Source organism: Actinobacillus arthritidis (genome assembly GCF_029774155.1).
Classification (GTDB): Bacteria; Pseudomonadota; Gammaproteobacteria; order Enterobacterales; family Pasteurellaceae; genus Actinobacillus; species Actinobacillus arthritidis.
Genome location: NZ_CP103833.1, coordinates 870,554 through 894,530, shown reverse-complemented (window position 1 = coordinate 894,530; position 23,977 = coordinate 870,554). Strand labels below are relative to the sequence as shown.

General features: G+C 39.2%; 17 protein-coding genes, 1 tRNA gene and 4 pseudogenes. 10 read left to right on the top strand and 12 right to left on the bottom strand.

Annotated features, from left to right (window positions below):
- The first annotated feature begins 177 nt into the window (after positions 1 to 177).
- A pseudogene (sstT, locus tag NYR89_RS04180) lies at positions 178 to 1,392 on the top strand (serine/threonine transporter SstT).
- Positions 1,393 to 1,495: 103 nt separating this feature from the next.
- A pseudogene (locus NYR89_RS04175) lies at positions 1,496 to 3,794 on the top strand (DNA internalization-related competence protein ComEC/Rec2).
- A gap of 37 nt (positions 3,795 to 3,831) precedes the next feature.
- Here NYR89_RS04175 and queA read toward each other — a convergent pair.
- Genes queA through NYR89_RS04155 form a run of 4 tightly spaced genes read right to left on the bottom strand, consistent with a single transcriptional unit; the run spans position 3,832 to position 7,811 of the window.
- Positions 3,832 to 4,917, bottom strand: a complete 1,086-nt coding sequence (gene queA, locus NYR89_RS04170) for a tRNA preQ1(34) S-adenosylmethionine ribosyltransferase-isomerase QueA (protein WP_279446465.1) — start codon at positions 4,915 to 4,917, stop codon at positions 3,832 to 3,834.
- A 49-nt stretch (positions 4,918 to 4,966) separates the two neighbouring features.
- A complete protein-coding gene (locus tag NYR89_RS04165; RefSeq protein WP_279446464.1) occupies positions 4,967 to 5,893 on the bottom strand; it encodes a gluconeogenesis factor YvcK family protein in 927 nt (308 codons plus the stop codon).
- Positions 5,894 to 5,929: 36 nt separating this feature from the next.
- A complete protein-coding gene (locus NYR89_RS04160) occupies positions 5,930 to 6,997 on the bottom strand; it encodes an AI-2E family transporter (RefSeq protein WP_279446463.1) in 1,068 nt (355 codons plus the stop codon).
- A 58-nt stretch (positions 6,998 to 7,055) separates the two neighbouring features.
- Positions 7,056 to 7,811 (bottom strand): methyltransferase domain-containing protein, encoded by a 756-nt coding sequence (locus tag NYR89_RS04155; protein WP_279446462.1) that lies wholly within the window; start codon positions 7,809 to 7,811, stop codon positions 7,056 to 7,058.
- 167 nt (positions 7,812 to 7,978) lie between these two features.
- On the opposite strand from NYR89_RS04155, the gene NYR89_RS04150 reads away from it, so the two are divergent.
- The gene (locus tag NYR89_RS04150; protein WP_279446461.1) at positions 7,979 to 8,224 is read left to right on the top strand and encodes an alternative ribosome-rescue factor A; all 246 of its coding nucleotides are present in this window, start codon (positions 7,979 to 7,981) and stop codon (positions 8,222 to 8,224) included.
- Between the two features lie 47 nt (positions 8,225 to 8,271).
- Here NYR89_RS04150 and NYR89_RS04145 read toward each other — a convergent pair.
- From NYR89_RS04145 to NYR89_RS04125, 5 genes and pseudogenes are all read right to left on the bottom strand, one after another.
- A tRNA-Val gene (locus NYR89_RS04145) sits at positions 8,272 to 8,348 on the bottom strand.
- 63 nt (positions 8,349 to 8,411) lie between these two features.
- The gene (apaH, locus tag NYR89_RS04140) at positions 8,412 to 9,224 is read right to left on the bottom strand and encodes a bis(5'-nucleosyl)-tetraphosphatase (symmetrical) ApaH (protein ID WP_279446638.1); all 813 of its coding nucleotides are present in this window, start codon (positions 9,222 to 9,224) and stop codon (positions 8,412 to 8,414) included.
- Positions 9,225 to 9,252: 28 nt separating this feature from the next.
- Positions 9,253 to 9,937 (bottom strand): annotated as a pseudogene (locus tag NYR89_RS04135) (LrgB family protein).
- Positions 9,934 to 10,305, bottom strand: a complete 372-nt coding sequence (locus tag NYR89_RS04130) for a CidA/LrgA family protein (RefSeq protein WP_279446460.1) — start codon at positions 10,303 to 10,305, stop codon at positions 9,934 to 9,936. Before NYR89_RS04130 ends, NYR89_RS04135 begins: the two are co-directional and overlap by 4 nt.
- A 74-nt stretch (positions 10,306 to 10,379) precedes the next feature.
- Positions 10,380 to 12,356, bottom strand: a complete 1,977-nt coding sequence (locus NYR89_RS04125) for an exoribonuclease II (protein WP_279446459.1) — start codon at positions 12,354 to 12,356, stop codon at positions 10,380 to 10,382.
- An 83-nt stretch (positions 12,357 to 12,439) separates the two neighbouring features.
- On the opposite strand from NYR89_RS04125, the gene NYR89_RS04120 reads away from it, so the two are divergent.
- Positions 12,440 to 13,327 (top strand): DarT ssDNA thymidine ADP-ribosyltransferase family protein, encoded by an 888-nt coding sequence (locus tag NYR89_RS04120; RefSeq protein ID WP_279446457.1) that lies wholly within the window; start codon positions 12,440 to 12,442, stop codon positions 13,325 to 13,327.
- A gap of 296 nt (positions 13,328 to 13,623) precedes the next feature.
- On the opposite strand, the gene NYR89_RS04115 is transcribed toward NYR89_RS04120, so the two are convergent.
- The 3 genes from NYR89_RS04115 to NYR89_RS04105 form a co-directional block, all read right to left on the bottom strand.
- The gene (locus NYR89_RS04115) at positions 13,624 to 13,902 is read right to left on the bottom strand and encodes a BrnA antitoxin family protein (RefSeq protein ID WP_279446456.1); all 279 of its coding nucleotides are present in this window, start codon (positions 13,900 to 13,902) and stop codon (positions 13,624 to 13,626) included.
- Positions 13,877 to 14,155 (bottom strand): BrnT family toxin, encoded by a 279-nt coding sequence (locus NYR89_RS04110; RefSeq protein WP_279446455.1) that lies wholly within the window; start codon positions 14,153 to 14,155, stop codon positions 13,877 to 13,879. The genes NYR89_RS04115 and NYR89_RS04110 overlap by 26 nt, the downstream gene beginning before the upstream one ends.
- A gap of 519 nt (positions 14,156 to 14,674) precedes the next feature.
- A complete protein-coding gene (locus tag NYR89_RS04105; RefSeq protein WP_279446454.1) occupies positions 14,675 to 15,199 on the bottom strand; it encodes a single-stranded DNA-binding protein in 525 nt (174 codons plus the stop codon).
- Positions 15,200 to 15,349: 150 nt separating this feature from the next.
- On the opposite strand from NYR89_RS04105, the gene uvrA reads away from it, so the two are divergent.
- The 6 genes and pseudogenes from uvrA to lolB all read left to right on the top strand — a co-directional run bounded on the left by uvrA (position 15,350) and on the right by lolB (position 23,974).
- Positions 15,350 to 18,178 carry an excinuclease ABC subunit UvrA gene (gene uvrA, locus NYR89_RS04100; RefSeq protein WP_279446453.1) on the top strand — a complete coding sequence of 943 codons (2,829 nt, stop codon included), beginning with the start codon at positions 15,350 to 15,352 and terminating at the stop codon, positions 18,176 to 18,178.
- A gap of 87 nt (positions 18,179 to 18,265) precedes the next feature.
- Complete coding sequence (gene yoaA, locus NYR89_RS04095; protein ID WP_279446452.1) at positions 18,266 to 20,188, top strand: DNA repair helicase YoaA; 1,923 nt, start codon at positions 18,266 to 18,268, stop codon at positions 20,186 to 20,188.
- Positions 20,189 to 20,253: 65 nt separating this feature from the next.
- On the top strand, positions 20,254 to 20,613 hold the full coding sequence (locus tag NYR89_RS04090) for a CidA/LrgA family protein (RefSeq protein ID WP_279446451.1): 360 nt from the start codon (positions 20,254 to 20,256) through the stop codon (positions 20,611 to 20,613).
- A 9-nt stretch (positions 20,614 to 20,622) separates the two neighbouring features.
- A complete protein-coding gene (locus tag NYR89_RS04085; RefSeq protein ID WP_279446450.1) occupies positions 20,623 to 21,309 on the top strand; it encodes an LrgB family protein in 687 nt (228 codons plus the stop codon).
- 104 nt (positions 21,310 to 21,413) lie between these two features.
- Positions 21,414 to 23,165: pseudogene (msbA, locus tag NYR89_RS04080) on the top strand (lipid A ABC transporter ATP-binding protein/permease MsbA).
- A gap of 176 nt (positions 23,166 to 23,341) precedes the next feature.
- On the top strand, positions 23,342 to 23,974 hold the full coding sequence (gene lolB, locus NYR89_RS04075) for a lipoprotein insertase outer membrane protein LolB (protein ID WP_279446449.1): 633 nt from the start codon (positions 23,342 to 23,344) through the stop codon (positions 23,972 to 23,974).
- The last annotated feature ends 3 nt before the right edge of the window (positions 23,975 to 23,977 follow it).

Below are 23,977 nucleotides of genomic sequence, written 5' to 3'. Positions count from 1 at the left end.
ACATTTTGAAAGGAAAAATTGAAAAAATAGCTTTTAATTAATAAAAAATAGATAAAATCTGTTTAAAACTATTCCCAAACAGATTATTTTCCGTTAATCTCAAAACTTCGTATTTTTAGGTGGATGGACGGCTAGCCGTTTATTTATTTTTTATTAGTCTTACAAAAGTGAAACATTATGAGTAATTCATCTTTATCATCAAAACTTCTCGGGGGTAATTTAGTTTTACGTATTGCCGTCGGTTTAGTATTGGGAGTTTGCCTTGCATTGACAAACCCTGATTGGGCAAAGAATGTCGGTGTATTAGGTCAATTCTTTGTGAAATCATTACGTGCAATCGCACCCATTTTAGTATTCGTGTTAGTTTTATCTGCGATTGCAAATAAAGAAGTCGGTTCGGACAGCAAATTAAAACCGATTTTGGTCATGTATGTACTGGGTACATTTGTGGCAACATTAACCGCAGTTATTTTAAGTTTTATGTTCCCAACAACCTTGGAACTTGTTTCAAATCCAGATAACTTGAACCCACCGCAAGGTATCGGTGAAATCATTAAAACAGTAGTATTCAACTTGGTTGATAACCCACTACAAGCATTAGCAAACGCAAACTTCATCGGTATTTTAGCTTGGGCAATCGGTTTAGGTATTGCTTTACGTCATGCGGCACCGAGTACCAAAACTTTTTTAAATGATTTTGCAGAAGCAGTATCTTATGTGGTTAAAGTTGTGATTGCATTTGCACCTATCGGTGTATTCGGTTTAGTTGCTGAAACCATTGCAACTAACGGTATTGATGCCTTTGCTGGTTATGCACGTTTGTTAGGTGTATTACTAGGTTCAATGGCATTTGTGGCATTTGTGTTAAATCCATTAATCGTATTCTGGAAAATCCGTCGTAATCCTTATCCGTTAACATTAACCTGCTTACGTGAAAGTGGTGTAACCGCATTCTTTACTCGTAGTTCAGCAACAAATATTCCGGTTAATATGAACCTTGCAAAACGTTTAGGTGTACGTGATGAAATTGCTTCAGTTGCGATTCCGCTTGGTGCGAATATCAATATGGCGGGTGTTGCGATTACTGTAACCGTTTTAACTTTAGTGCAGCTTATACACAAGGTATTCATCCTGATTTTGCAACAGCATTATTATTAAGTATTGTTGCATCTGTTTGTGCGTGTGGTGCTTCAGGTGTTGCCGGCGGTTCATTATTATTAATTCCATTAGCGTGTAGTTTATTTAATATTCCAAACGACATTGCGAGCACAAGTAATTGGTGTTGGCTTTATTATCGGGGTTATTCAAGACTCTGCGGAAACGGCATTAAACTCATCAACAGACGTATTATTTACTGCGGCGGTAAGCCAGGCGGAAGATCAAAAGGCCTAGTTAAAGGCAAATAATTTTTGCGATCTCGATCGAAGAATTAAGCTCTTCTTGATACAAGCGGTCGGATTTTTAGCATACTTTACCAATAATTTGGGTAATTGCTATGAATCTTGACCGTTTTTCTATTTTTATTTGCGTAAGTTTCTTGCCTCTTTTGTGGCTACCATCTCAATGGCTTGCTCTACCTATCTTTATTTTCCTGATTATTGCGATATATAGCGTATTTTGTCGAAATCAGCTCTTACTTATTTTTGCACTCATTATGACAGCCAGTTACTATTCTGTATGGCAATTTGCAAAAAATGCGGAAAATCAGACCGCAGGTAAGTCTTATGAAACAATTCAAATTATTCGTTTGGTTAAGCAAACGGATCACCAAACTGCGATAGCAAAACGAGAAAATGATCAGCACATTTATCTCACTTGGCAAAGCGAGGTACCTTTAGTTTTAGGCGGAAGTTATCAGGCAGAATTGCAGTTTCGTCCGATATCTGCACGTGAGAATTTCGGCAATTTCGACCGACAACGTTGGTATTTTGCTCAGCATTTACAGGGGAGTGCGACTACTCGGCAGGTTAAGTTAATTGAACAGGACAATAAATCTTTACGTTATGCTATGTTAGCAAGAACAAAGCAACAGACGGAGTCATTATCTACTCAAGGTTTATTACTTGCTTTAGCATTTGGTGAGAGGGCTTGGATCAATGATCAACATTGGCAAATTTTTCAAAAAACGTCAACCGCACACTTAATTGCCATTTCCGGTTTACATATCGGTTTGGCATTTTTATTCGGTTTTTGGGTAGCTAAGGGAATCCAATGGCTTTTATTGAATTGTCGTGTTGGACAAGCGGTCGGATTTTACTATTTTTTTGCTCATATTATCGGAATTGTATCTGCAATAAGTTACAGCTATTTTGCCGGTTTTTCGATTACGACAGTACGTGCATTGATTGCGATTGGTTTCGTGCTGTTGTGTCGATTTTTGCGTTATCACTATACTTCGTGGCAATATTGGTGGCGAGTTGTAGCTGTACTGTTACTGCTTGATCCGTTATCTATTTTATCCGACAGTTTTTGGCTTTCGATCTTGGCAGTAATTAGTTTACTGATTTGGTATCAATATTTTCCCCTATCTGCATTCTTTAAACATAGAGCATATAACCGGTGGCTAATACCCGTTCGTTTTTGTATTGGGTTATTACATTTACAATGTGGCATTTTATTGGTATTTACCCCAGTACAATTTTATTTTTTTGAAGGGATTTCACTTACGGCATTCGTAGCGAATCTGTTGATTGTACCACTATATAGTTTTCTACTCGTGCCATTAGTCTTGCTGAGTTTATTAACAAATAATGTGTTTAATACGTGGCAATTAGCTGATCAACTTGCCGGACTAAGTCTAAATTATTTAGAACCGCTTTCTCATCAATGGGTTTGGTTAGGCTATTGGCAACAGATTCAGTGGTTAATTATCGATTTAGCAGTATTGCTTGTATTATATGGCGTATTGTATTCACGAACTCAATCATATTGGTATAAAAGTGTCATATTGTTGATATGTAGTCAATTAGGACTTTATCTTTCTCAATGCCGCCAAGCTCCGTTACAATGGATTACCTTTGATGTAGGACAGGGCTTAGCTCAAGCATTTGTTTATCAAGATACTAGCGGTCAAAAACGGGCAATTTTTTACGATACTGGCGTAGGCTGGGCAAGCGGTGGGAAAACCGGTTCTATGGCATCAATTGAGATATTACCTTATTTACGCCGCCATCAGATTACCGTGGAAGCAATATTTCTGAGTCATGATGATAATGATCATTCAGGAGGCGTTGTCGATTTGCTTAAGGCGTATCCCAAAGCACGCTTAATTTCAAGTAGTTTGAAATCCTATGTGAATATTTCTCCCGAGGCTTGTATACAGGGGAAACAGTGGCAATTTGGAATGTTACAACTTAAAGCTATTTACCCTAAAGATCGTGTTGAAAGAGCTAAGAATAAGGATTCTTGCATTATTTTGGCAAAATTTAACCGCTTTCAGGTATTGTTAACCGGAGATGCTGGGGCTGAACAGGAACGACAAATCATAAATTCATTAGATCATCGTATTGATTTCCTTCAAGTCGCACATCATGGCAAAGAGAACCAGTAGTAGTCATACGTTTTTAGCGAAAAGTAAGCCACAGTTAGCGATTGCTTCGGTCGGACGTTGGAATCCGTGGAAAATGCCGCATCCAAAAGTAGTTGAACGATTTACACAGCATAAGATTCCATTAATTACGACGGCAAAACAGGGGATGATTATTGTAGATTTTTATCCGGATAAATGGCGGTTAAGTACGGCTAGAAATGATTTTTCGGTGTGGTATCGGCAGTTGTATGGAAAAGAAAAATAAAAAGCCACGTTGATTAAGAAAACGTGGCTATACACAGTTATGGAATATCGTTTAATGCATTAGGATTTTTATTGATAAACATGGCATCACCATAGCTAAAGAAACGATATTTCGCTTCGACCGCATGACGGTAGGCTTTCATGGTATTACGATAACCGGCAAATGCCGACACTAACATAATCAATGTTGATTCAGGCAAATGGAAGTTGGTAACTAGTGCGTCAACAACCCGAAATGTTTTGCCCGGATAAAGGAAAATGCTGGTATCGGAGAAAAATGGAGCAATTAATTTCCCTTCTTTTTCAGCCGCTTGAGTCGCACTTTCAACGGAGCGAACTGAGGTTGTTCCGACTGCAATCACACGTTTACCTGCTGTTTTGGTTGCGAGAATTTGATCAACTACTTCTTGGCTGACTTCGGCATATTCAGCGTGCATTTTATGATCTAAAATATTCTCGACTCGTACCGGCTGGAATGTCCCTGCACCAACATGTAGCGTGACAAAAGCAATATTAACCCCTTTAGCTTTCAGTTTTTCAAGTGTAGGGTTGTCAAAATGTAAACCGGCTGTTGGAGCGGCAACCGCACCTAAAACTTTACTATATACAGTTTGATAGCGTTCTTGGTCTGCATCTTCGTCTGGTCTATCGATATAAGGCGGTAAAGGCATATGGCCTGCTTGTTGTAGAAGCTCGAATAAAGGTTGTTGTTCATTAAAACGCAGTTCAAATAATGCTTCGTGACGAGCGACCATAATCGCTTTGAAACCATTCCCTTCACCTAATTTATCCTCACCAAGGATTAATTCAGCCCCCTCTTTAGGGGCTTTTGAGGCTCTTACATGGGCTAAACAGCGATGCTCATCCAACACTCGTTCAACTAAGACTTCTAATTTACCACCGCTGGCTTTTCGTCCATAAAGACGAGCCGGAATTACGCGAGTATTATTAAAAATTAACAGATCTCCCTCATCAATTTGTTCAATTAAATCAGAAAATTGTTTATCTTCAAATGTACCGGCTTCACCATTTAAATGTAATAAACGGCTTGCTGTTCTTTCGGGAGTTGGATAACGAGCAATTAACTCATCGGGTAAATCAAAATGAAAATCAGAAACTAACACACAAAAATCCTCTAAAAGTAAATTGCTCCAATATGGAGCAGTACAATCACTATTTTAATAATGTCATTATATCATTAATCGCTTTGCTTAATTTTATGCGATCATGACGATACGCAATCTTATCATCAGAGAGTATTCTAACTAACAAGGTAATATGGGCAGGAATTAGAGCGTTCTCATTTGGGGTTATCACACCGTTTAATCGTTGCTCACCAATTTGTTTTTCAATCCATATAATGCGGTCAGATAATGATAATAAACCGGCTGGACCGGCTTCTTGCACGATATTATCAATAAATACGACTTTAGCCTGACTCGTACGAATGGCTTGTGCAATTTCATCGACTAATAAAGGCGGCATAATGCTAGTGAGAAAACTACCGGGACCGAGGATAATTAATTCCGCTTGTTTAATTGAATTAATTGCCTCAGGTGTAGCGGTAACTGTCGGCGTTAATAACAGACTATGGGGAATTTCAGTAAGTGCATCAACAGACACTTCACCAACTATCGTTTCGCCTGATAATAATTGTGCGGCTAAATGTACTGGCGATTCGGACATTGGAATTAACCCTGAACGCACATGTAATAATTCTCGAACTAAATTAATGCCTTCAAGCGGTCTAATATTCATATTTTCTAACGCTTTCAGAATTAAATTACCTAAATTATGTCCGGCAAGTTCTCCATTCCCACCAAAACGGTATTCAAATAAAGCGGAAGCAACAGTTGGTTTAATAATGATCTGATTTAAACAATTTCGTAAGTCACCCCAAGCGATGCCTCCGTGTTGTGAACGAATACGACCGGTCGAACCACCGTTATCTGTCGTCGTCACAATACCAGTTAAACGCTCTCCCATAAATGTCAGCGAAGATAAAATTCTGCCTAATCCATGTCCGCCTCCAAGGGCGACAATATGTTTTATCTGGGTTAAATTTGGATGACGACAAGAATTTTGATTCTGTGTAATCATAAATAAATCCTTTTATTACAGTGACTTGATATGAGATTAAGTTTGTACGTCTTCATCATTTGAAGGTAAGGCATTAAGCACGGCTTTGACTAAAGTTGCTAAAGGGATAGCAAAAAATACGCCCCAAAATCCCCATAAGCCGCCAAAAATTAACACCGCGACAATAATCGTTAATGGATGAAGATTGACCGCTTCGGAAAATAAGAATGGTACGACTAAGTTACCATCTAATAGTTGACTGATAACAAATGCCAGTAATAAATAATAAAAATCAGGCGATAAACCGAATTGGAATAAGGCAACTAATGCGACCGGAATTGTGACCAATACCGCACCGATATAAGGCACTAAGACCGATAAACCTACCGCTACGGAGAGCAGTAATGGATAACGTAAATCGAAAAATAAGAAAATAGCATAAGTTGCAATACCGACAATTAAAATTTCGAGGAATTTCCCACGAATATAATTAGCGATTTGTTGTTGCATTTCAAACCAAACATTGGTTGCTAAGCGGCGATTTTTAGGTAGAAATCGAACAAATCCTCGTAAAAATAGTGATTTATCTTTAAGTAAAAAGAATACCATTAATGGCACAAGAAAAGCATAAATGCCTAAACCGACTAAGCTGATTAAAGAATTAACGGAAAGAGCAAGCAATGATTCGCCAAATCCTAGAATTTTACTCTTTAGTGTATTCATTAATGAATCTAGCATCGCATAATCAATTAACTCCGGATAATGTTCCGGGAGTGCTTCCAGCCATGCATTCAATAAATTAAACATAGATGGAAGATCTCGTACAAAAGTGACAGCCTGATTCCACAAGCTTGGAAGCATTACGACAAAAAGGAAAGTCGATAATGAAATAAAACCGCCTAAGACGACAATTAAACTAAGCAGACGAGGAAATTTTAGCTTTTTAGTCAATAATTTGATCGGCCATTCCAATAAGTAAGCAAAAACAATAGCGATAAGCAAAGGCATAATGAGATCGCTAAAGAAATAAATAATGCCAAATCCAATCGCAAGAATCCCCAATAAAGCAACGGTTTGCGGATCATTAAATTTTTGTTTATACCAAGATTGGAACATCTCGAACATTGTTTTTCCTTAATTACATAGATTAAAAATCCCTCTATGAATATAGAAGGATTTTTGATTATTTTTGGCTACAAACGGCAATAAACCCTAATTGATGTTCTGGATCATTAAATGTTTGGAACATTTTTTTGAAAGTTTCACGATTTTCCGGCTTAAGCGCATTACCGACAACTTTCATTGCACCTAATACACCTTCATCATAAATTAAGCCTTTTGGTGAAAGCAAGGTCATTTCACCGGAAAACGTATCAACATTTCGGAAACCGCATTGTTGGAATGTGTGTTTCCAGCCTTCTTTAGTAAGTGGTGTAACACTAATATTAATTGCTTCACGTAATGCCGATAGTATATCTTCAGATTCTTCGGTCTGTAACATTACATCGTGTGTCAGTAAAAAACCACCCGGTTTTAACACTCTGAAATATTCACGAATTGCTTTTTCTTTTGCTTCAATCGGCAACATTGTGAGCATTGCTTCGTTAATGACAATATCGAAACTGTTATCTTCAAACGGTAATTTGGTTGCATTAGCACGTTGCACCTGAATCAAATGTTCCAATTCGTTTTCTTTAATATTAGCCTTAGCTTTCTCTAATGCGGATTCATCAAGATCGATACCGGTAATATGACAGCCATATTGTTTAGCAATTTGGATTGCCGTCGTACACATATTACAAGCAACTTCTAATACCTTTTTATGTGGGTTAAAATCACCGTTTGCAATTAACCAATCTGTTGCCAGTTTACCACCGGGACGTAACCGAGTTTTTCCTAAACGGGCTAAGAAATTGTGTCCTATTTCATCTTTATTCATTGAAACTCCCAAATTTGCAAAATTTTCTAAAAATTTGACCGCTTTACGCAGATATGTAGAGGATTATACCGAAAATTTCGGTGTTCTTATATACAAAGTTCGTAAATTTAGGCATTATATACAGTATCTTAAATAAAATTTATACCACTAACAAAAAAGGAATAAAAATGAAAAAAACATTAGAAACAATGGGTTATCAGCATAATCGAGGAGAAATTCACGAAAGTGCAATAAAAGCGTTAGTTACCGATCCATTATTTAAAAGTCGTGTTGAGCGAAACCGAAAAGGTAAGGGAAGTTATCAAAGAAACGCTAAACACCGCAAGGTAGGTTATGAGAGAGGTGAAAGCCCATTTAAAAATGTTCAGATGAGCAATTTTAAATGGGCTTTTTTATTAGCATTTAGTCAATGATAAGGCATAAAAAATCCCTCGTCTTGCGACGAGGGATTAGAATTTGATGGTGCGACTAGCTGGACTCGAACCAGTGACCCCCACCATGTCAAGGTGGTGCTCTAACCAACTGAGCTATAGTCGCATAATTGAGATAAATTCTAATGGAAAATATAAAGGATGGCAAGCCTTCATATTTTGTTTGATTTTATTTTAAGCGTTCTTGGGTGAAAATTTGTTTATCTTCCCAGCGAACCATGGTGAGATGGTTGCCCCATGCACAGCCGGTATCTAAAGCGTAGATATTTGGTTTATCCACTTTGCCCATTAAGCTCGCCCAGTGACCAAAAATAATCTCTTGTTGATGAAATAACGGATTATCTAATTCAAACCAAGGTTTTAATTCGCTTGGTGCATCTTGAACCGGTAATTTACAAGCAAAATCTAACCGCTTGTCGGCATAGCAAAAACGCATACGGGTAAAGACGTTCACAATATATCGCCAACGTTCGATACCTTGCCATTCGGCAGACCAATGATCCGGTGTGTTTTCATACATTCGGGCGATATAGTCTGCATAATCATCACTTTGTAAAACCGCTTCCGCTTCTCTAGCACAAGCGATGGTTTCCGCTAAGTTCCATTCTGGACCGATACCAGCGTGAGCTAATAAGAAGCCATATTTAGGATGCCGAATAAGAAGCGGCTGATTTCTCAGCCAATTTTGTAAATCAGTACGATCTTCTGCTTCAAAAATCGCATCCACCTGATCGCTGGGTTTCACTTTTTTGATACCGAGTAACGTGGCAAGCAAGTGCAGATCATGATTACCTAAAATGGTTTTTGCATTATTTTTCGGATCTTTCACAAAGCGTAAGCATTCCAACGATTTTGCACCGCGGGCAACTAAATCGCCGGTTAGCCACAGTTCGTCTTGTGCCGGATTGTAATTAGCTTGTTTGAGTAGCAGTTGTAACTCATCAAAACAGCCGTGTAAATCGCCAACAATATAAGTTGCCATCATATCCTCTCAAGTTATAAATGAAAAACTACATTAACCATTTTACTGCTAAATGGAAAATCGGTTGTGCGATAAATGAAGAAAGTAAGCCGCAGATCACTAAAGCTAATGAACTATAACTCGCTGATTTTGTATTGAGTTCCATACAACGAGCCGTACCAAGTGCGTGAGACGCAATACCTAAACTCATACCGATTGCTTGCGGATTAGTAATACGAACAAGTTTTAGTACAGGCACACCTAATACCGCACCCAATAAGCCCGCCACCATTACCCCTACTGCGCTTAAAGCAAATTCCGCCGATTTCACCGGTAATCACTAATGCAAGCGGCATGGTTACCGATTTCGGCATTAGTGCGGCAACGATATCTTGTGTACCGCCAAATAATAGTGCTAATAACATACCGCTACACATTGAAACGAGCGTACCAAGTAACAAAATAAAGCTGATTGCCTTCCAGCGTTGGCGAATTTGTGGAAATTGTTCATAAAGCGGAATCGCAAGAGCAACAATTGCCAAACCTAGAAAATGGCTGAGCGGAGAAGTACCTTGCTGATAGTCTTTATATGGGATTTGAAAAATCACTAAGATTGCGACCAGCAATAATAGCGTTAATAAAAAAGGATTCAGTAACGAAATCGATAATTTTTTACTGAGCTTCACACTGAGGAAAAAGACAACGATAGTCAGTAAGGTATAAAGATAAATCATTGGTCATCCTCCGAATGCTTGAATAAGCGTTGTGCTACCCAACCGACTACAACAATGGTAATTATTGTGCTGAGGATATTGGAAATAATTAGTGAGGAAAAATAACGAACTAAAATCTCGCCGTATTCAATCATACCCACACAAATCGGTAGAAAAACCAGAGGCATATAACGGTTTAGGAAACGTCCCGTCGGTAGTACCCATTCCAATTTGATTAAGCCTGTAATAAGCGTAACAAATAAGACAAGTAAACCCCAAATACTATCCGGAATACCGATAGGAATGAGCGTGTTTAACCCTTTGCCGAGATAAAGCATTGCCCATAAAATGGCTAAAGAAAGAGCAAAACCGATAATGTTCTTTTGCATAAAGCCTCATGTAATAAGCGGTCAAATTTATAGAAAATTTTGCAAAAAATTCTCGAAATTTGACCGCTTGCCGATTAGATAATATTCCCCACAATCGAACGTGTTTCTAAACGTACTTCAGTAAGTTTAACTTTAACCGCTTGTCCGATTTGGTAAGTTTTTTCGCCTTTAATGTAAAGTGCGATTTCTTCCGGACGGAATTCCATTTCTTCCTTTTTATCGTGAATGGTGGAGAACGGTACGAAAATTTGTGCACCGTTTGCGATCACTTTCGCTCGCACACCGCCACGAGAAACATCTGCAATTTCACAGTCAAATTCGACCGCTTGTTCTACCATTGGGAATAGGTAACGTGCATAGAGCCAATCGGCAATATCACGTTCTACCAAACGGTTTTGACGACGAGCTTCTTGTAAACGAACTAAGATGCTTTCTTCCACCGTTTTCGCCTGCTTGCCGAGTAATACTTGTTTGATTAAGCGATGGTTTACCATATCGCCATATTTACGAATTGGTGATGTCCAAGTTGCATAATGGCTGATACCTAAACCGAGGTGCGGTGCAACTTCCGATTTAAATTCTGCAAAAGTGAGATAACGGCGTAAACGAAGCTCTAAGAATTTCTCTGGAAACTCATCAATCGAACGACGCATTTCGCAATAGCCTTCAAGCGTTGCCAGTTTTTCCGGCGCATATAATGCAGTCAGTGCTTCACGGTTCTCGTCAGTGGCTAACGTATCCAGTAAGAATTTTTGTGCTAATTCTAAATTTTTCGGATCAAAGCCGGCGTGGGTATTAAATACGCCTGTTTTGGCATTGTCAGCTAAGAATTTCGCACAGCAAATATTGGCAATGATCATCGACTCTTCGATCATTTGATTTGCAATACGGCGGTATTCTACGTGGATATCACGTACCGAACCGTCTTCATTTAATTCAAATGAGTAATCGCCCGATTCTTTAAACAATAACGCATTGTTACGACGCCATTCAATACGAGCAAGAGTAAATTGGTGTAACCAATCGATTTGTTGTTTGGTTTCCGCATTTTCCGGTCGCCACGCATTTTCAACCTGTTCGAGATAATCCGATACGTTGTCGTAAGCTAATTTCGCTTTGCTTTCCACCCATGCTGAAACAAAATCTGTATCACCAATAATATTACCGGCTAAATCGGTTTCGATATAACCGACTAACGCAGGGCGTTTTTCGTTTGGTACAAGCGAGCAGAGATCGTCTGACAGTTCACGAGGTAACATCGGAATATTGAAGCCCGGTAAATAGTTAGTAAAACAACGTTGACGAGCCGCTTTTTCGATATTTGAATTTTCCGGAATATAGGCGGTCGGATCGGCAATCGCTACCACTAAACGCCAACCGGTTTGTTCTTCGCCTTGTTTGATTGGCTCGATGTATAATGCATCATCCATATCTTGCGTGCTTGGGCTATCGATAGTGGTAAAGTAGAGTGAAGTCAGATCTTCACGCTCTAATTCATCGTGTAATTCATAGCTTTTCTCATTCGCAACCGGCTCACGAGGCTGTTCGTGACGAGCTAATGTGACCCACCACGGGGCGAAATTATCGTCCGCTTTACAGATAAATTGAGTCACTTGAGCAAATAAGAAACGATCGTCACGTAATGGGTGAGTTTTGAGTTGCGCCACTACCCAGTCACCGTTTTCCAATGTCTCACTGACCTTTTTATGCGTATTTGCCGGAATGATATTTTTAATACTTGGATGATCGACAATCAATTGTAATTTATTGTCTTTGTTAAAACGCACCTGTGCAATAAAGCGATCAAGCATCGGTTCAAGTAAACTGTCGATTTCTACCTGTTCTTTATCGCCTTCACGTTTTACTACGGCTTTCACTTTATCGCCGTGCATTACTTTTTTCATTTCCATTGGCGGAATGAAATAACTTTTCTTGTCACATTCTAAAAAACCGAATGCCTTATCTGAGGCTTTAACCGTGCCTTCTACATATTCTTTATTTGCCTCAATTTGTTGTTTTAATTGAGCAAGTAGCGGATTGTCTTGAAACATAAATTCTCTCTATAAAAATAAAAAAGGTGCGGCGTAGTTGCACCATAAAATCTGTTAGGGATTATAACGGAAAGTGGTTAAATTTGCTGAAGTTTTTACGGATCTGGTTTAGAATTTATTTTTCCATTTATCCTAAACATAGGAGATCTTTAAAGGATATTATTTTTTGGATCATTGTAATTTGTGTTGTTGGTTCTTTGTTTGGGGGAGGTTCTTCATCAAGTTCAAACAGCAGAAATTCATCATCAACTCGTTCTACTTCTAGTACGAAAAGCTCGACACCATTTCAATCAAAAACTACACTAAAAACAGCCAGCCAGCCAGCCAGCCAGCCAGCCAGCCAGCCAGCCAGCCAGCCAGCCAAAATAAATAAAGAGAATGGCGAAAATATTAAAACTATTATAAGCCCTTCTTCCGAAACTCCCCTTTCTAGCACTTTCTCTACTGTAGCTAATATAGAAGATAAAAAGGAAATAGAGAATAATACTTTCATTCTATCTCCAAGAACATCTTCAGTTATTCGAGATTTGTTATCAGACTCTTCCAAAACAAGTCTTGATGAAATACTTCGTGATCTTCATCAAGAACAACAATTAAGTGAAGAACAAAAAATCATAAAATCAGAAGTGGAACGTAGAGGTATAAAATTCCTGACCCATTTCACTCGCCTAGATAACGTAAAAAATATTTTAGAATATGGATTATTAGGTAGAAGTAGTTTATATGATGCATCTATTGATTATTACTATAACGATCATCATCGTATCGATAATATTCAGAATGGTATTTGTTGTTCTATTTCTTTTCCTAATTATAAAATGTTTTGGGGAATTAGAAAAAATCAAGAAATACAGAATGGAGTAGATCCAGATAATGATTGGGTTATTTTAAGATTAAAGCCTGATTTGTTATGGGAAAAGAGAGCCTATTTTTGCCGTTATAATGCGAGCATCGAATCAAGAGAGATTTAATAAAAATAAAACAAATTCGGAATCGTTTAAATCTATGTTTGATGATTTAGAACATATAGAACGTAAGCAATTAGGTATTCCTGATTATTTTACGACAATTTTACAGATAGTAAAATTCCATTAGAGAAAAGAAAATTTTCTAGCAATTATTCAGGACTTTGAGAAGTATGAGGGGATTGGTATTGCTCAAAAAATTGATAATAACCAGCAAAATTTATTTTAAACCCTAATATCAAGCGGTTAAATTTGCTGAATTTTTTGCAAGATCTCAACAAAATCCAACCGCTTATCATTTTCTACAATGTCTTCGCTACGTAGTCTTCTAGCACTTGATTCATTCGGCTTTGCCAGCCTTTTCCAGTGGACTTAAAAGCATCAATCACGGATTGCGAGTAACGAATGGTCACACTTACTTTCTTGGTTTGTGCAACAGGGCGACCACGTTTCCGCTCACGACTTTCAATGACCAATGCTTGTAATGCCGGAGGCATTTGTTCGAAAGTGAGAGCGTTTTTGAAATCTTCATCTGTCCATTCCGGATTTTCATCATCAATATAATCTTCGGTATATTTCATATTTTTTAACCTCTCTTGGATTGGCTTTACGCAAGCTGATAATACGATAATTTTCGTTCCTCAGACAAAAAACGATCACGAAAAGTCGTTCGTGAATGAATCCTATTGCTTTAAAACGAGGTTCCGAGTATTCAAAGCGAATATCTTGTTCAATAAAAGCGGTATCGAATTCAAAATTTTTTGCAACCGAAAACGGTAAACCTCTTTCTTGCTCGTTGCGTAGGCTTTTTTGTTCATCGTATTCTAGCTTCATGCTTTGCCTCTACATTATCACGTTAAAATTAGACGTTCAAATGATTTTTTGTAACTACAATAATTTGAGTGATAGCATAACAAGATTTGATGTGAGAGATAGGGAGAAAAAAGTATTTTTTCGATGCGGATCGCAGAAATAAAAAGAGTGGCTAAATAAAAGATATTATTTCGCTAGCATTTTGTTCATTCGACATGTTTTTTCAAAAAATATCAATCATTTTATCTACGATGTCTATTTTTTAAGCTGAGAAAAGGTATCTATTTAGCAATACAATTAGTTGTTTCAATGTGTCAATTGTTCGATTATTGCAGGATTTTTTGGCGCTAATAATACAGAAATCATAAAGAATGTTTTTTCAAAAGCCAATCTAGTCGCGAATGTGGAATGCTTTGATAAAGCTCTGTTTGGTGAGTAATCTGTTGAGAGAAGGAATATCTTATGAGATAAGAGATTTATAAAATAATTTATTGCCAACAAAAAGGAACCGCTAAAGACTTCTTTTTGTTGGCATAGAACTTAAAAGGGGATATCGTCGTCGAAGTTATCCATAGGTGGCTCTGCTTGAGCTGGTTTCGGCGCTTGCGGAGCAGGGCGACTTGCTGTTTGATCGTAACCGTAACCGCTGTTACCTTGGTTGTAACTTTGTTGTGGTGCAGGCACTGAATTTCCCCAACCGCCTTGGTTGCCGCCGAAATCGCCGCCTTGGTTACGTCCGCCTAACATTTGTAAAACGTCACCTTGGATTTCGGTGGTGTAACGATCTTGACCGTTTTGATCTTGCCATTTACGTGTTTTTAAACGGCCTTCAACATAAACTTGTGAGCCTTTACGTAAGTATTGACCGGCAACTTCCGCTTGGCGACGGTAGAATACGATACGGTGCCATTCGGTTACTTCACGACGTTCGCCCGTATTTTTATCTGTCCAACTTTCACTGGTTGCTACGCTAATATTTGCAACTGCTTCGCCGTTTGGCATAGTGCGCATTTCAGGATCGTTACCTAAATTGCCCACGATGATAACTTTATTAATACCTGCCATAAAATCCTCTGTGAATTGATTAAGTGCTGTAAAATTTTGTGCGGTATTCTACCTGAAATTCAAAAAAATGCACGCATTAAAACTGATATTTTGTACAGTTACTTAAAATATGCGATAATAAAAAACATTTTTTAGTGAGAGCAACCGATTATGCAGTACATTGATGTTCGTGGCGCGAGAACCCACAACCTTAAAAATATCAACTTAATTCTCCCTCGAGATAAATTTATTGTGATTACCGGCTTATCCGGATCGGGTAAGTCTTCCTTAGCTTTCGATACATTGTATGCTGAAGGACAACGCCGTTATGTTGAATCCCTTTCTGCTTATGCACGCCAATTCCTTTCATTGATGGAAAAACCGGATGTTGACCATATTGAAGGGCTTTCACCAGCAATTTCTATCGAGCAAAAATCCACTTCGCATAACCCTCGTTCCACGGTGGGTACGGTAACTGAAATCCACGACTACTTACGTCTATTATTTGCCCGAGTGGGCGAGCCTCGTTGTCCGGATCACGATTTACCGCTGGCGGCACAAACCATTTCGCAAATGGTGGATAGAGTAATGGAAGAGCCGGAAGGCAAGCGTTTGATGTTACTTGCACCGGTGGTCAAAGATCGTAAAGGCGAACACGTAAAATTATTGGAAAATTTGACCGCTTCCGGCTATATCCGAGCCAGAATTGACGGCGAAATCTGTGATTTATCTGATCCGCCGGCATTGGAATTACAGAAAAAGCACACGATTGAAGTGGTGGTTGACCGCTTTAAAGTGAGAAGTGATATTGCAACACGTTTAGCGGAATCTTTTGAAACAGCATTGGATTTATCCGGTTCGACAGCGATTATTGCTGATATGGACGATCCGAGTGCGGACGAAATCGTGTTTTCGTCTAGTTTTGCTTGTCCGCATTGTGGTTATTCATTACACGAATTAGAACCTCGTTTGTTCTCATTTAATAACCCGGCGGGTGCTTGCCCAACCTGTGACGGCTTAGGGGTAGAGCAGTACTTTGACCCGAACAAAGTGGTACAGAATCCGGATGTCTCATTAGCAAGCGGTGCGATTAAAGGTTGGGATCGCCGTAGCTTTTACTATTTCGGTTTGTTGAAATCGGTGGCGGATCATTATGATTTTTCACTGGATACACCATTTAAAGACCTGACTAAAAAACAACGTGAAATTATTCTGAACGGCTCAAAAGACGAAATCGAATTTGTTTATGTCAATGATCGCGGTGATAAAGTAAAACGTAAACATACCTTTGAAGGTGTGTTAAATAATATGGCTCGCCGTTATAAAGAAACCGAATCGAATTCGGTGCGTGAGGAATTAGCGAAATATATCAATAATCGCCCGTGTTTGGAGTGTGAAGGCTCTCGCTTACGTCGTGAAGCACGCTATGTCTTTTTAGATAAAACCAATTTGCCGATGGTATCGGAGAAATCGATTGGCGAAGCGTTAGAGTTTTTTGAACAGTTAGATCTTGCCGGTCAAAAAGCGAAGATTGCGGAGAAAATTTTAAAAGAAATTCGTGAACGTTTGCAGTTCTTGGTCAATGTCGGCTTGAATTACCTCTCACTTTCTCGTTCGGCAGAAACCTTATCCGGTGGTGAAGCTCAACGTATTCGTTTAGCCAGCCAAATCGGTGCAGGCTTGGTTGGGGTGATGTATGTGCTTGATGAGCCGTCTATCGGTTTGCACCAACGTGATAACGAACGTTTATTAAATACCTTAATTCATCTGCGTAATTTGGGTAATACCGTGATTGTGGTGGAGCATGATGAAGATGCGATCCGTGCGGCGGATCATATTGTGGATATCGGCCCTGGGGCAGGTGTACATGGTGGTCAAGTTATTGCACAAGGTACGGCAGAAGAAATTATGCAGGTGGAAGATTCGATTACCGGACAATTCCTCTCCGGTAAACAGAAGATTGAAATTCCGACAAAACGAGTGCCTTATGACGCAAAAAAATTGCTCACCTTAAAAGGGGCGAGTGGTAATAACTTGAAACAAGTACAGTTGGATATTCCGGTGGGTTTATTCACTTGTATTACCGGTGTGTCGGGTTCGGGTAAGTCGACTTTAATCAATGATACCTTGTTCCCATTGGCACAAAATGCGTTAAATCGTGCAGAACGTACCGATGTTGCACCTTATGAGTCAATTGACGGCTTATCGCATTTCGATAAAGTGATTGATATTGACCAAAGCCCAATTGGACGTACGCCTCGTTCAAATCCAGCAACTTATACCGGTTTATTCACGCCGATTCGTGAATTATTTGCTGGTACGCAAGAAGCGAGAGCGAGAGGCTATAATGTCGGACGCTTTAGTTTTAACGTGCGAGGCGGGCGTTGTGAAGCCTGTCAAGGTGATGGCGTGATTAAAGTGGAAATGCACTTCCTACCGGATGTGTATGTGCCGTGTGATCACTGTAAAGGTAAACGTTATAACCGAGAAACCTTGGAAATCCGTTACAAAGGCAAAACGATTCATCAAGTGCTGGATATGACGGTGGAAGAGGCGAGAGAATTTTTTGCACCGGTACCGGCGATTGCGCGTAAATTACAGACGTTAATGGATGTCGGTTTATCGTATATTCGTTTAGGACAGTCTTCGACTACGCTTTCCGGCGGTGAAGCACAGCGAGTTAAATTGGCGACCGAGCTTTCTAAACGAGATACCGGCAAAACGCTGTATATCTTAGACGAACCGACCACCGGTTTGCATTTTGCCGATATTAAACAGTTACTTTCGGTGTTACACAAATTGCGTGACCAAGGCAATACAATTGTGGTGATCGAGCATAATTTAGATGTGATTAAAACCGCCGACTGGATTGTGGATTTAGGCCCTGAAGGCGGCTCAGGCGGCGGACAAATTATTGCAACCGGTACACCGGAAGAGGTTGCAAAAGACAAACGTTCACACACGGCAAGATTCTTAAAAGAGATTTTAGCCAAAGGCTAATAGCCTATTGATTGACTGTAGGCGGTCTGATTTTTCAGGGAATTTGCAAATTTCTCATCAATCAGATCGCTTTTATTATTTAGAGAAATGAAAAAATACGACGATAAAATTATCCACGCCTTTAGTGAAGACGGTTTACTCAGTAACAATATTAAAGGATTCCGCCCTCGTGTTGCTCAACTTGAAATGGCTCAAGCGGTCGGAAGAGCGGTAAAGTTTGCAACACCTGCTGTAGTGGAAGCTGGAACCGGTACGGGTAAAACCTTTGCTTATTTAGTGCCTGCGTTGCTTTCCGGTAAAAAAACGATTGTTTCAACCGGTTCAAAAAACCTGCAAGATCAATTATTTAATAGAGATCTACCAACTATTCAGAAAGCCTTAAAATATAAAGGAAAAGTTGCTTTATTAAAGGGGAGAGCGAATTACCTTTGTTTGGAGCGTTTAGATCAAGTAGTGGCAATGGGCGTGCTAGGCGATAAATCGGTATTAGCGGATTTATCGAAAGTCAGTAAGTGGCACACTAGCACTAAAACCGGTGATTTAAGCGAATGTATCACGATTGCGGAGGATAGTCCGATTTTACCGCAATTGGTCAGTACTACAGAGAGTTGCCTAGGTTCTGACTGTCCGCATTTTAAAGATTGTTATGTGGTGCAAGCCCGTCGCCGAGCAATGGAAGCGGATGTCGTAGTCGTCAATCATCATCTGTTTTGTGCCGATATGGCGGTCAAAGAAACCGGTTTTGGAGAGCTAATTCCGGAAGCGGAATTAGTCATTTTTGATGAAGCACATCAATTACCGGATATTGCCAGCCAATATTTCGGTCAATCGCTCAGTTCTCGCCAATTATTTGATATTTGTAAAGATACCAATATTGTTTACCGTACCGAATTGAAAGATCTTGCTCAATTAGGCAAAGCCGCGGATCACTTGCAGAAAGTGGTACAAGATTTCCGTTTATTAATGGGAGCAGAAGGTTCAATTAGAGGTAATTTACGAGAGTTGTTTAACGACCAAAAAGTGGTAGATGGTTTAACCAAAGTGGCGGAAAACATTGATTTCTTAAGCGAAGTGATTAAAAAATCGCTGGGTCGTTCAGAAACGCTCGATAAAATTTTCGAAAGATTGGCAGAAGTCAAAGTTCAATTAAAAAAATTGAGCGATACTACCGTGGTTGGCTATTGCTATTGGTATGAAGCCAATGGGCGTTCTTTCGGTTTACATATCACACCATTGACTGTGGCGGACAAATTCGGTGAACAGCTTAAGAATCAACAGATTGGTTGGGTTTTTACTTCTGCAACGCTTGAGGTTGGTGGCAAATTTGATCACTTCTGTCAACGTTTAGGGATTGAGAATGCGGAACAAATGGTGCTACAAAGCCCTTTTGATTATGCGAATCAATCATTACTTTGTGTGCCTCGTTATCTACCGGACACGAATAAATCACACACTTTAACCGAATTAGGCAAACTGTTAATGCCCGTGATTGAAGCGAATAACGGTCGTTGCTTTTTGTTATGTACGTCCTATTTTATGATGCGAGGTTTAGCAGATTTCTTGCGTGAACACAGTAAATTAAGTGTGTTATTACAAGGGGAAACCAGCAAGGCTCGTTTATTAGAAAAGTTTATTGCAGAAGAAAACAGCGTATTGGTTGCTACTCAAAGTTTTTGGGAAGGGATTGATGTACGAGGCGATGCGTTGTCGCTGGTAATAATTGATAAATTGCCATTCACTTCACCGGATGAGCCATTACTCAAAGCGCGTATGGAAGATTGCCGTTTACAAGGTGGCGAGCCGTTTAACGATATTCAAATTCCGGAAGCGGTAATTACCTTGAAGCAAGGCGTTGGACGCTTAATTCGTGATGTGACCGATAGAGGTGTAGTCATTATTTGTGATTCACGTTTAGTCATGCGGAATTATGGTCAAACATTCTTGAAGAGTTTGCCACCATCAACACGTACCCGTGATCTAAATAAAGTGATTCAGTTTTTAAAAAATTAGCAAACAAGCGGTTAAATTTGCAAGATTTTAGGTAAATTCGACCGCTTATTATGGAGAATACTCACATGATTGTTCGTATGCTCAGGATGCTACTTTCCTTAGCATTACTTTTTGCAATGCTCTATGCTGGAAAATTCCTTAGTATTCTGATTCCGATTGGTATTTCTGATAGTATTTGGGGAATGTTACTATTATTTACCTGCTTAGTTATCGGTGTCGTAAAAGTAGAATGGGTTACACCGAGTGCAAGACCTCTCACACGTTATATGACGATTTTCTTTATTCCTATCTGTGCGGAAATTATTGAGCATATTGATATTCTTGAAGCACATTTAGCCTCATTTGTGTTAGCGAATGTTTTTAGCACCTCGCTTTCTCTGATTGTGATTGGGTTATTTGCCCAATGGGTCTTTCATCGAAAATAGAGGGAACATATGATTTATCTTTATTCATTATTGACTATTTTAGCTTTTTTATTAGGGCAACGGATAAGTCAAAAATTACATTCTTCCATATTAAATCCGTTTGTGATTGCCTTAATTTTAGTTATTGCTGTGATTGTGATTGGTAAAGTACCTTATGCTGAGTATTACCAGGGTAATTTCCCGATCAACAATTTACTCGGTGTGTCGGTAGTCGCACTTGCCTTACCGTTTTATGAACAATTACCTCAAATTCGTAAGAAATGGCGACAAATTACTGCTGTTGTAGTGTTTGGTACATTTTGTACGATGTTAAGCGGAATTGGTTTTGCCTTATTATTCGGTGCAAGTAAAGATATTTTAGCCGCAATCGTGCCTAAATCTGTTTCAACACCGATTGCGATTTCGATTGCTAGTCAAATCGGCGGTAATTCCGCCATTACAGCAGTAGGTGTATTGGTTGCCGGTCTACTTGGATCGGTTTTCGGATTTGCCGTATTACATAAGATAGGTGTAAGAAATGTTAGAGCTATTGGCTTAAGTATGGGAATGGCATCGCACGCGTTAGGTACGGGACGTTGTATGGAACATAGCGTTAAAACAGGGAGTTATAGCTCAATCGCTTTAGTTTTATGTGGGGTGTTATCTTCGGTATTAGCGCCTTTTGCTTTTAAAATTGTCTTAGGATTGTTTTATTAATCAACGATTGATTCTCGCTATAAGTGATAAGATAGTGCGTTTAAGTTGGTATATTAGGTAATTCAGGGTACAATCCGTGCAATTTTTTTAAATCAGATATATTTATGCAAGAGAAAGATCTTTCTACATTTAAAACGTTTAAGCGTTTATTCCCAACTATTCGTCCCTACAAATGGGGGCTTATTGCAGGTGCGGTTGCCCTTGTCTTAAATGCGTTAGTTGATTCCAGTCTCATTTATTTATTAAAGCCGTTACTGGATGATGGTTTCGGTAAAGCTGATAACAGTTTCTTGAAATTAATGGCGGTATTAGTCGTGATCTTTATTTTGATTAGAGGGATCACTAACTATATTGCTAGTTATAGCCTTGCGTGGGTGTCAGGTAATGTGGTTATGACATTACGCCGTAATATCTTCCAACATTTAATGTATATGCCGGTCAGTTATTTTGATAAAAACCCGACCGGACGTTTACTTTCTCGAGTAACCTATGATACGGAAATGGTAGCTAACTCATCTTCGCACGCTTTAGTCACGATTGTGCGAGAGGGAGCGTATTTAATTTCCTTATTTGTCGTTATGATCTATACCAGTTGGCGACTATCTATTGTGCTTTTCATCCTCGCACCCATTATTGGTGTGCTTATCGGGATCGTATCGAAACGTTTTCGTACATTGAGCCGTAATATTCAAAGCTCAATGGGTGAACTTACTGTGACAACGGAACAAATGCTTAAAGGACATAAAGTTGTGCTTTCGTTTGGCGGACAGAAGGTTGAAAAAGAACGTTTTGATCGAGTAAGTAATGATATGCGTCATAAAGGTATGAAAATTGTTTCGGCAGACGGTATTTCAGATGGTGCGGTGCAGTTAATTGCATCGTTTGCACTATCTGCGGTACTTTATGTGGCAACCTTTCCAGAAGTGATGAGTGAAAATTTAACTGCTGGTTCGTTTACCGTGGTGTTTTCATCTATGATGGCAATGTTACGTCCGTTAAAATCGCTGACCAATGTCAATTCTCAATTCCAACGTGGTATGGCGGCTTGTCAGACGTTATTTGAGTTTTTAGATCTTGAAACTGAAAAAGATACAGGTAAACAAACTGTTGAACGTGTAAACGGTGATATTGTCTTTAAGCAAGTTGCATTTAGTTATGAAGGTAAAGAAGAACGGGCATTAAATCAGATTTCGTTTAATATTCCGCAAGGTAAGACGGTGGCATTAGTCGGACGTTCCGGATCAGGCAAATCCACGATCGCCAATTTACTGACCCGTTTTTATGATATTAGTGAGGGTGAAATTTTATTAGACGGCATTAATATTCAAGATTACAGCTTGGCAAATCTTCGTCAGCAATGTTCGGTAGTGTCGCAACAAGTTCACTTATTTAATGATAGCATTGCGAATAATATTGCTTATGCGGCATGACAGAAAAATATAGCCGTGAGCAGATTGTTGCGGCGACAAAAGCGGCTCACGCATTGGAGTTCATTGAAAAACTGGAAAACGGTTTTGATACGATTATCGGTGAAAATGGTGCAAGTTTATCAGGCGGTCAGCGTCAACGTTTGGCTATCGCTCGAGCTTTATTGCGTAATTCGCCGGTCTTGGTTTTAGATGAAGCAACCTCTGCATTGGATACCGAATCTGAACGTGCAATTCAAGCGAGCATTAGCTGAACTACAAAAAGATAAAACTGTACTCGTGATCGCTCACCGCTTATCTACGATTGAAAAAGCGGATGAAATTTTGGTTGTGGATCACGGCGAAATCATTGAACGAGGTACACATACTGAATTATTAGCCCAAAACGGAGCTTATAAGCGACTTCATCGTTTGCAGTTTGGGAATTAATTTTTTATGTATTGTAAGGCACTGTTTTCAGTGCCTTTTGTTTAAAGACAAGCGGTTAAATTTCCGTTAAAATTTACCTATTAAACGTAATCAATTCATTGTTTTAACTGTGGGCGAAATATTCTTCGTTCCAGTGATATAATCTCATCATCTAATCGCTTGTATAGCAGGACAATATGAAAAAACTCACCCAAATTTGCACGTTTTCCACTTTACTTTTTCTTGCCGGGTGCCAATCTGTACTCAATGAGCCGACAGAGGTACAACAACCGACTGTCCAAATCCCTCATTCTGATGCTCAGTGGCGGCAACACCTTAATCAATTAGCTAAAATTCAAGGTTATGCGGCTAAAGGTCAGATCGGCTATATTTCGCCGGAAGAACGTTTTTCCTCGCATTTTGATTGGCAATATCGTACCCCAACTAATTTTGGCTTAGAACTTTCCTCTAATTTATCTAGTAAATCATTGAAATTACATCGTAATGCTCGTGGTCTAACCATTTCTGACAGTGAGGGAAATTCTCGTTCTGATCGTGATATGGACAGTTTGTTGAAAGAAATAATTGGCGTAGCGTTTCCAATCGACCAATTTGCTTATTGGCTGAAAGGACAACCGGAAAAAGACGGTAATTATATTGTGAATGATAAACGTCAGCTTTCACAATTCAGTTATACAATTAATGGCGAAGTTTGGAAGGCAAGCTATGTACAATATCATGAGGATCGCCAACCTAACCTTCCTAAATTAATTGTTTTGGAAAATGGTTCGCAAACATTAAAAATTCGTGTAGATCAATGGGCATTTTAGGGG

Bases quoted from the DNA above. Each gene is read 5' to 3' on its own strand.
- lolB (WP_279446449.1), top strand. From the start codon at position 23,342: ATGAAAAAACTCACCCAAATTTGCACGTTTTCCACTTTACTTTTTCTT.
- yoaA (WP_279446452.1), top strand. From the start codon at position 18,266: ATGAAAAAATACGACGATAAAATTATCCACGCCTTTAGTGAAGACGGT.
- NYR89_RS04090 (WP_279446451.1), top strand. From the start codon at position 20,254: ATGATTGTTCGTATGCTCAGGATGCTACTTTCCTTAGCATTACTTTTT.
- NYR89_RS04085 (WP_279446450.1), top strand. From the start codon at position 20,623: ATGATTTATCTTTATTCATTATTGACTATTTTAGCTTTTTTATTAGGG.
- NYR89_RS04150 (WP_279446461.1), top strand. From the start codon at position 7,979: ATGAAAAAAACATTAGAAACAATGGGTTATCAGCATAATCGAGGAGAA.
- uvrA (WP_279446453.1), top strand. From the start codon at position 15,350: ATGCAGTACATTGATGTTCGTGGCGCGAGAACCCACAACCTTAAAAAT.
- NYR89_RS04130 (WP_279446460.1), bottom strand. From the start codon at position 10,305: ATGCAAAAGAACATTATCGGTTTTGCTCTTTCTTTAGCCATTTTATGG.
- apaH (WP_279446638.1), bottom strand. From the start codon at position 9,224: ATGGCAACTTATATTGTTGGCGATTTACACGGCTGTTTTGATGAGTTA.
- NYR89_RS04110 (WP_279446455.1), bottom strand. From the start codon at position 14,155: ATGAAGCTAGAATACGATGAACAAAAAAGCCTACGCAACGAGCAAGAA.
- NYR89_RS04160 (WP_279446463.1), bottom strand. From the start codon at position 6,997: ATGTTCGAGATGTTCCAATCTTGGTATAAACAAAAATTTAATGATCCG.
- NYR89_RS04155 (WP_279446462.1), bottom strand. From the start codon at position 7,811: ATGAATAAAGATGAAATAGGACACAATTTCTTAGCCCGTTTAGGAAAA.
- NYR89_RS04105 (WP_279446454.1), bottom strand. From the start codon at position 15,199: ATGGCAGGTATTAATAAAGTTATCATCGTGGGCAATTTAGGTAACGAT.
- NYR89_RS04115 (WP_279446456.1), bottom strand. From the start codon at position 13,902: ATGAAATATACCGAAGATTATATTGATGATGAAAATCCGGAATGGACA.
- NYR89_RS04125 (WP_279446459.1), bottom strand. From the start codon at position 12,356: ATGTTTCAAGACAATCCGCTACTTGCTCAATTAAAACAACAAATTGAG.
- NYR89_RS04165 (WP_279446464.1), bottom strand. From the start codon at position 5,893: ATGATTACACAGAATCAAAATTCTTGTCGTCATCCAAATTTAACCCAG.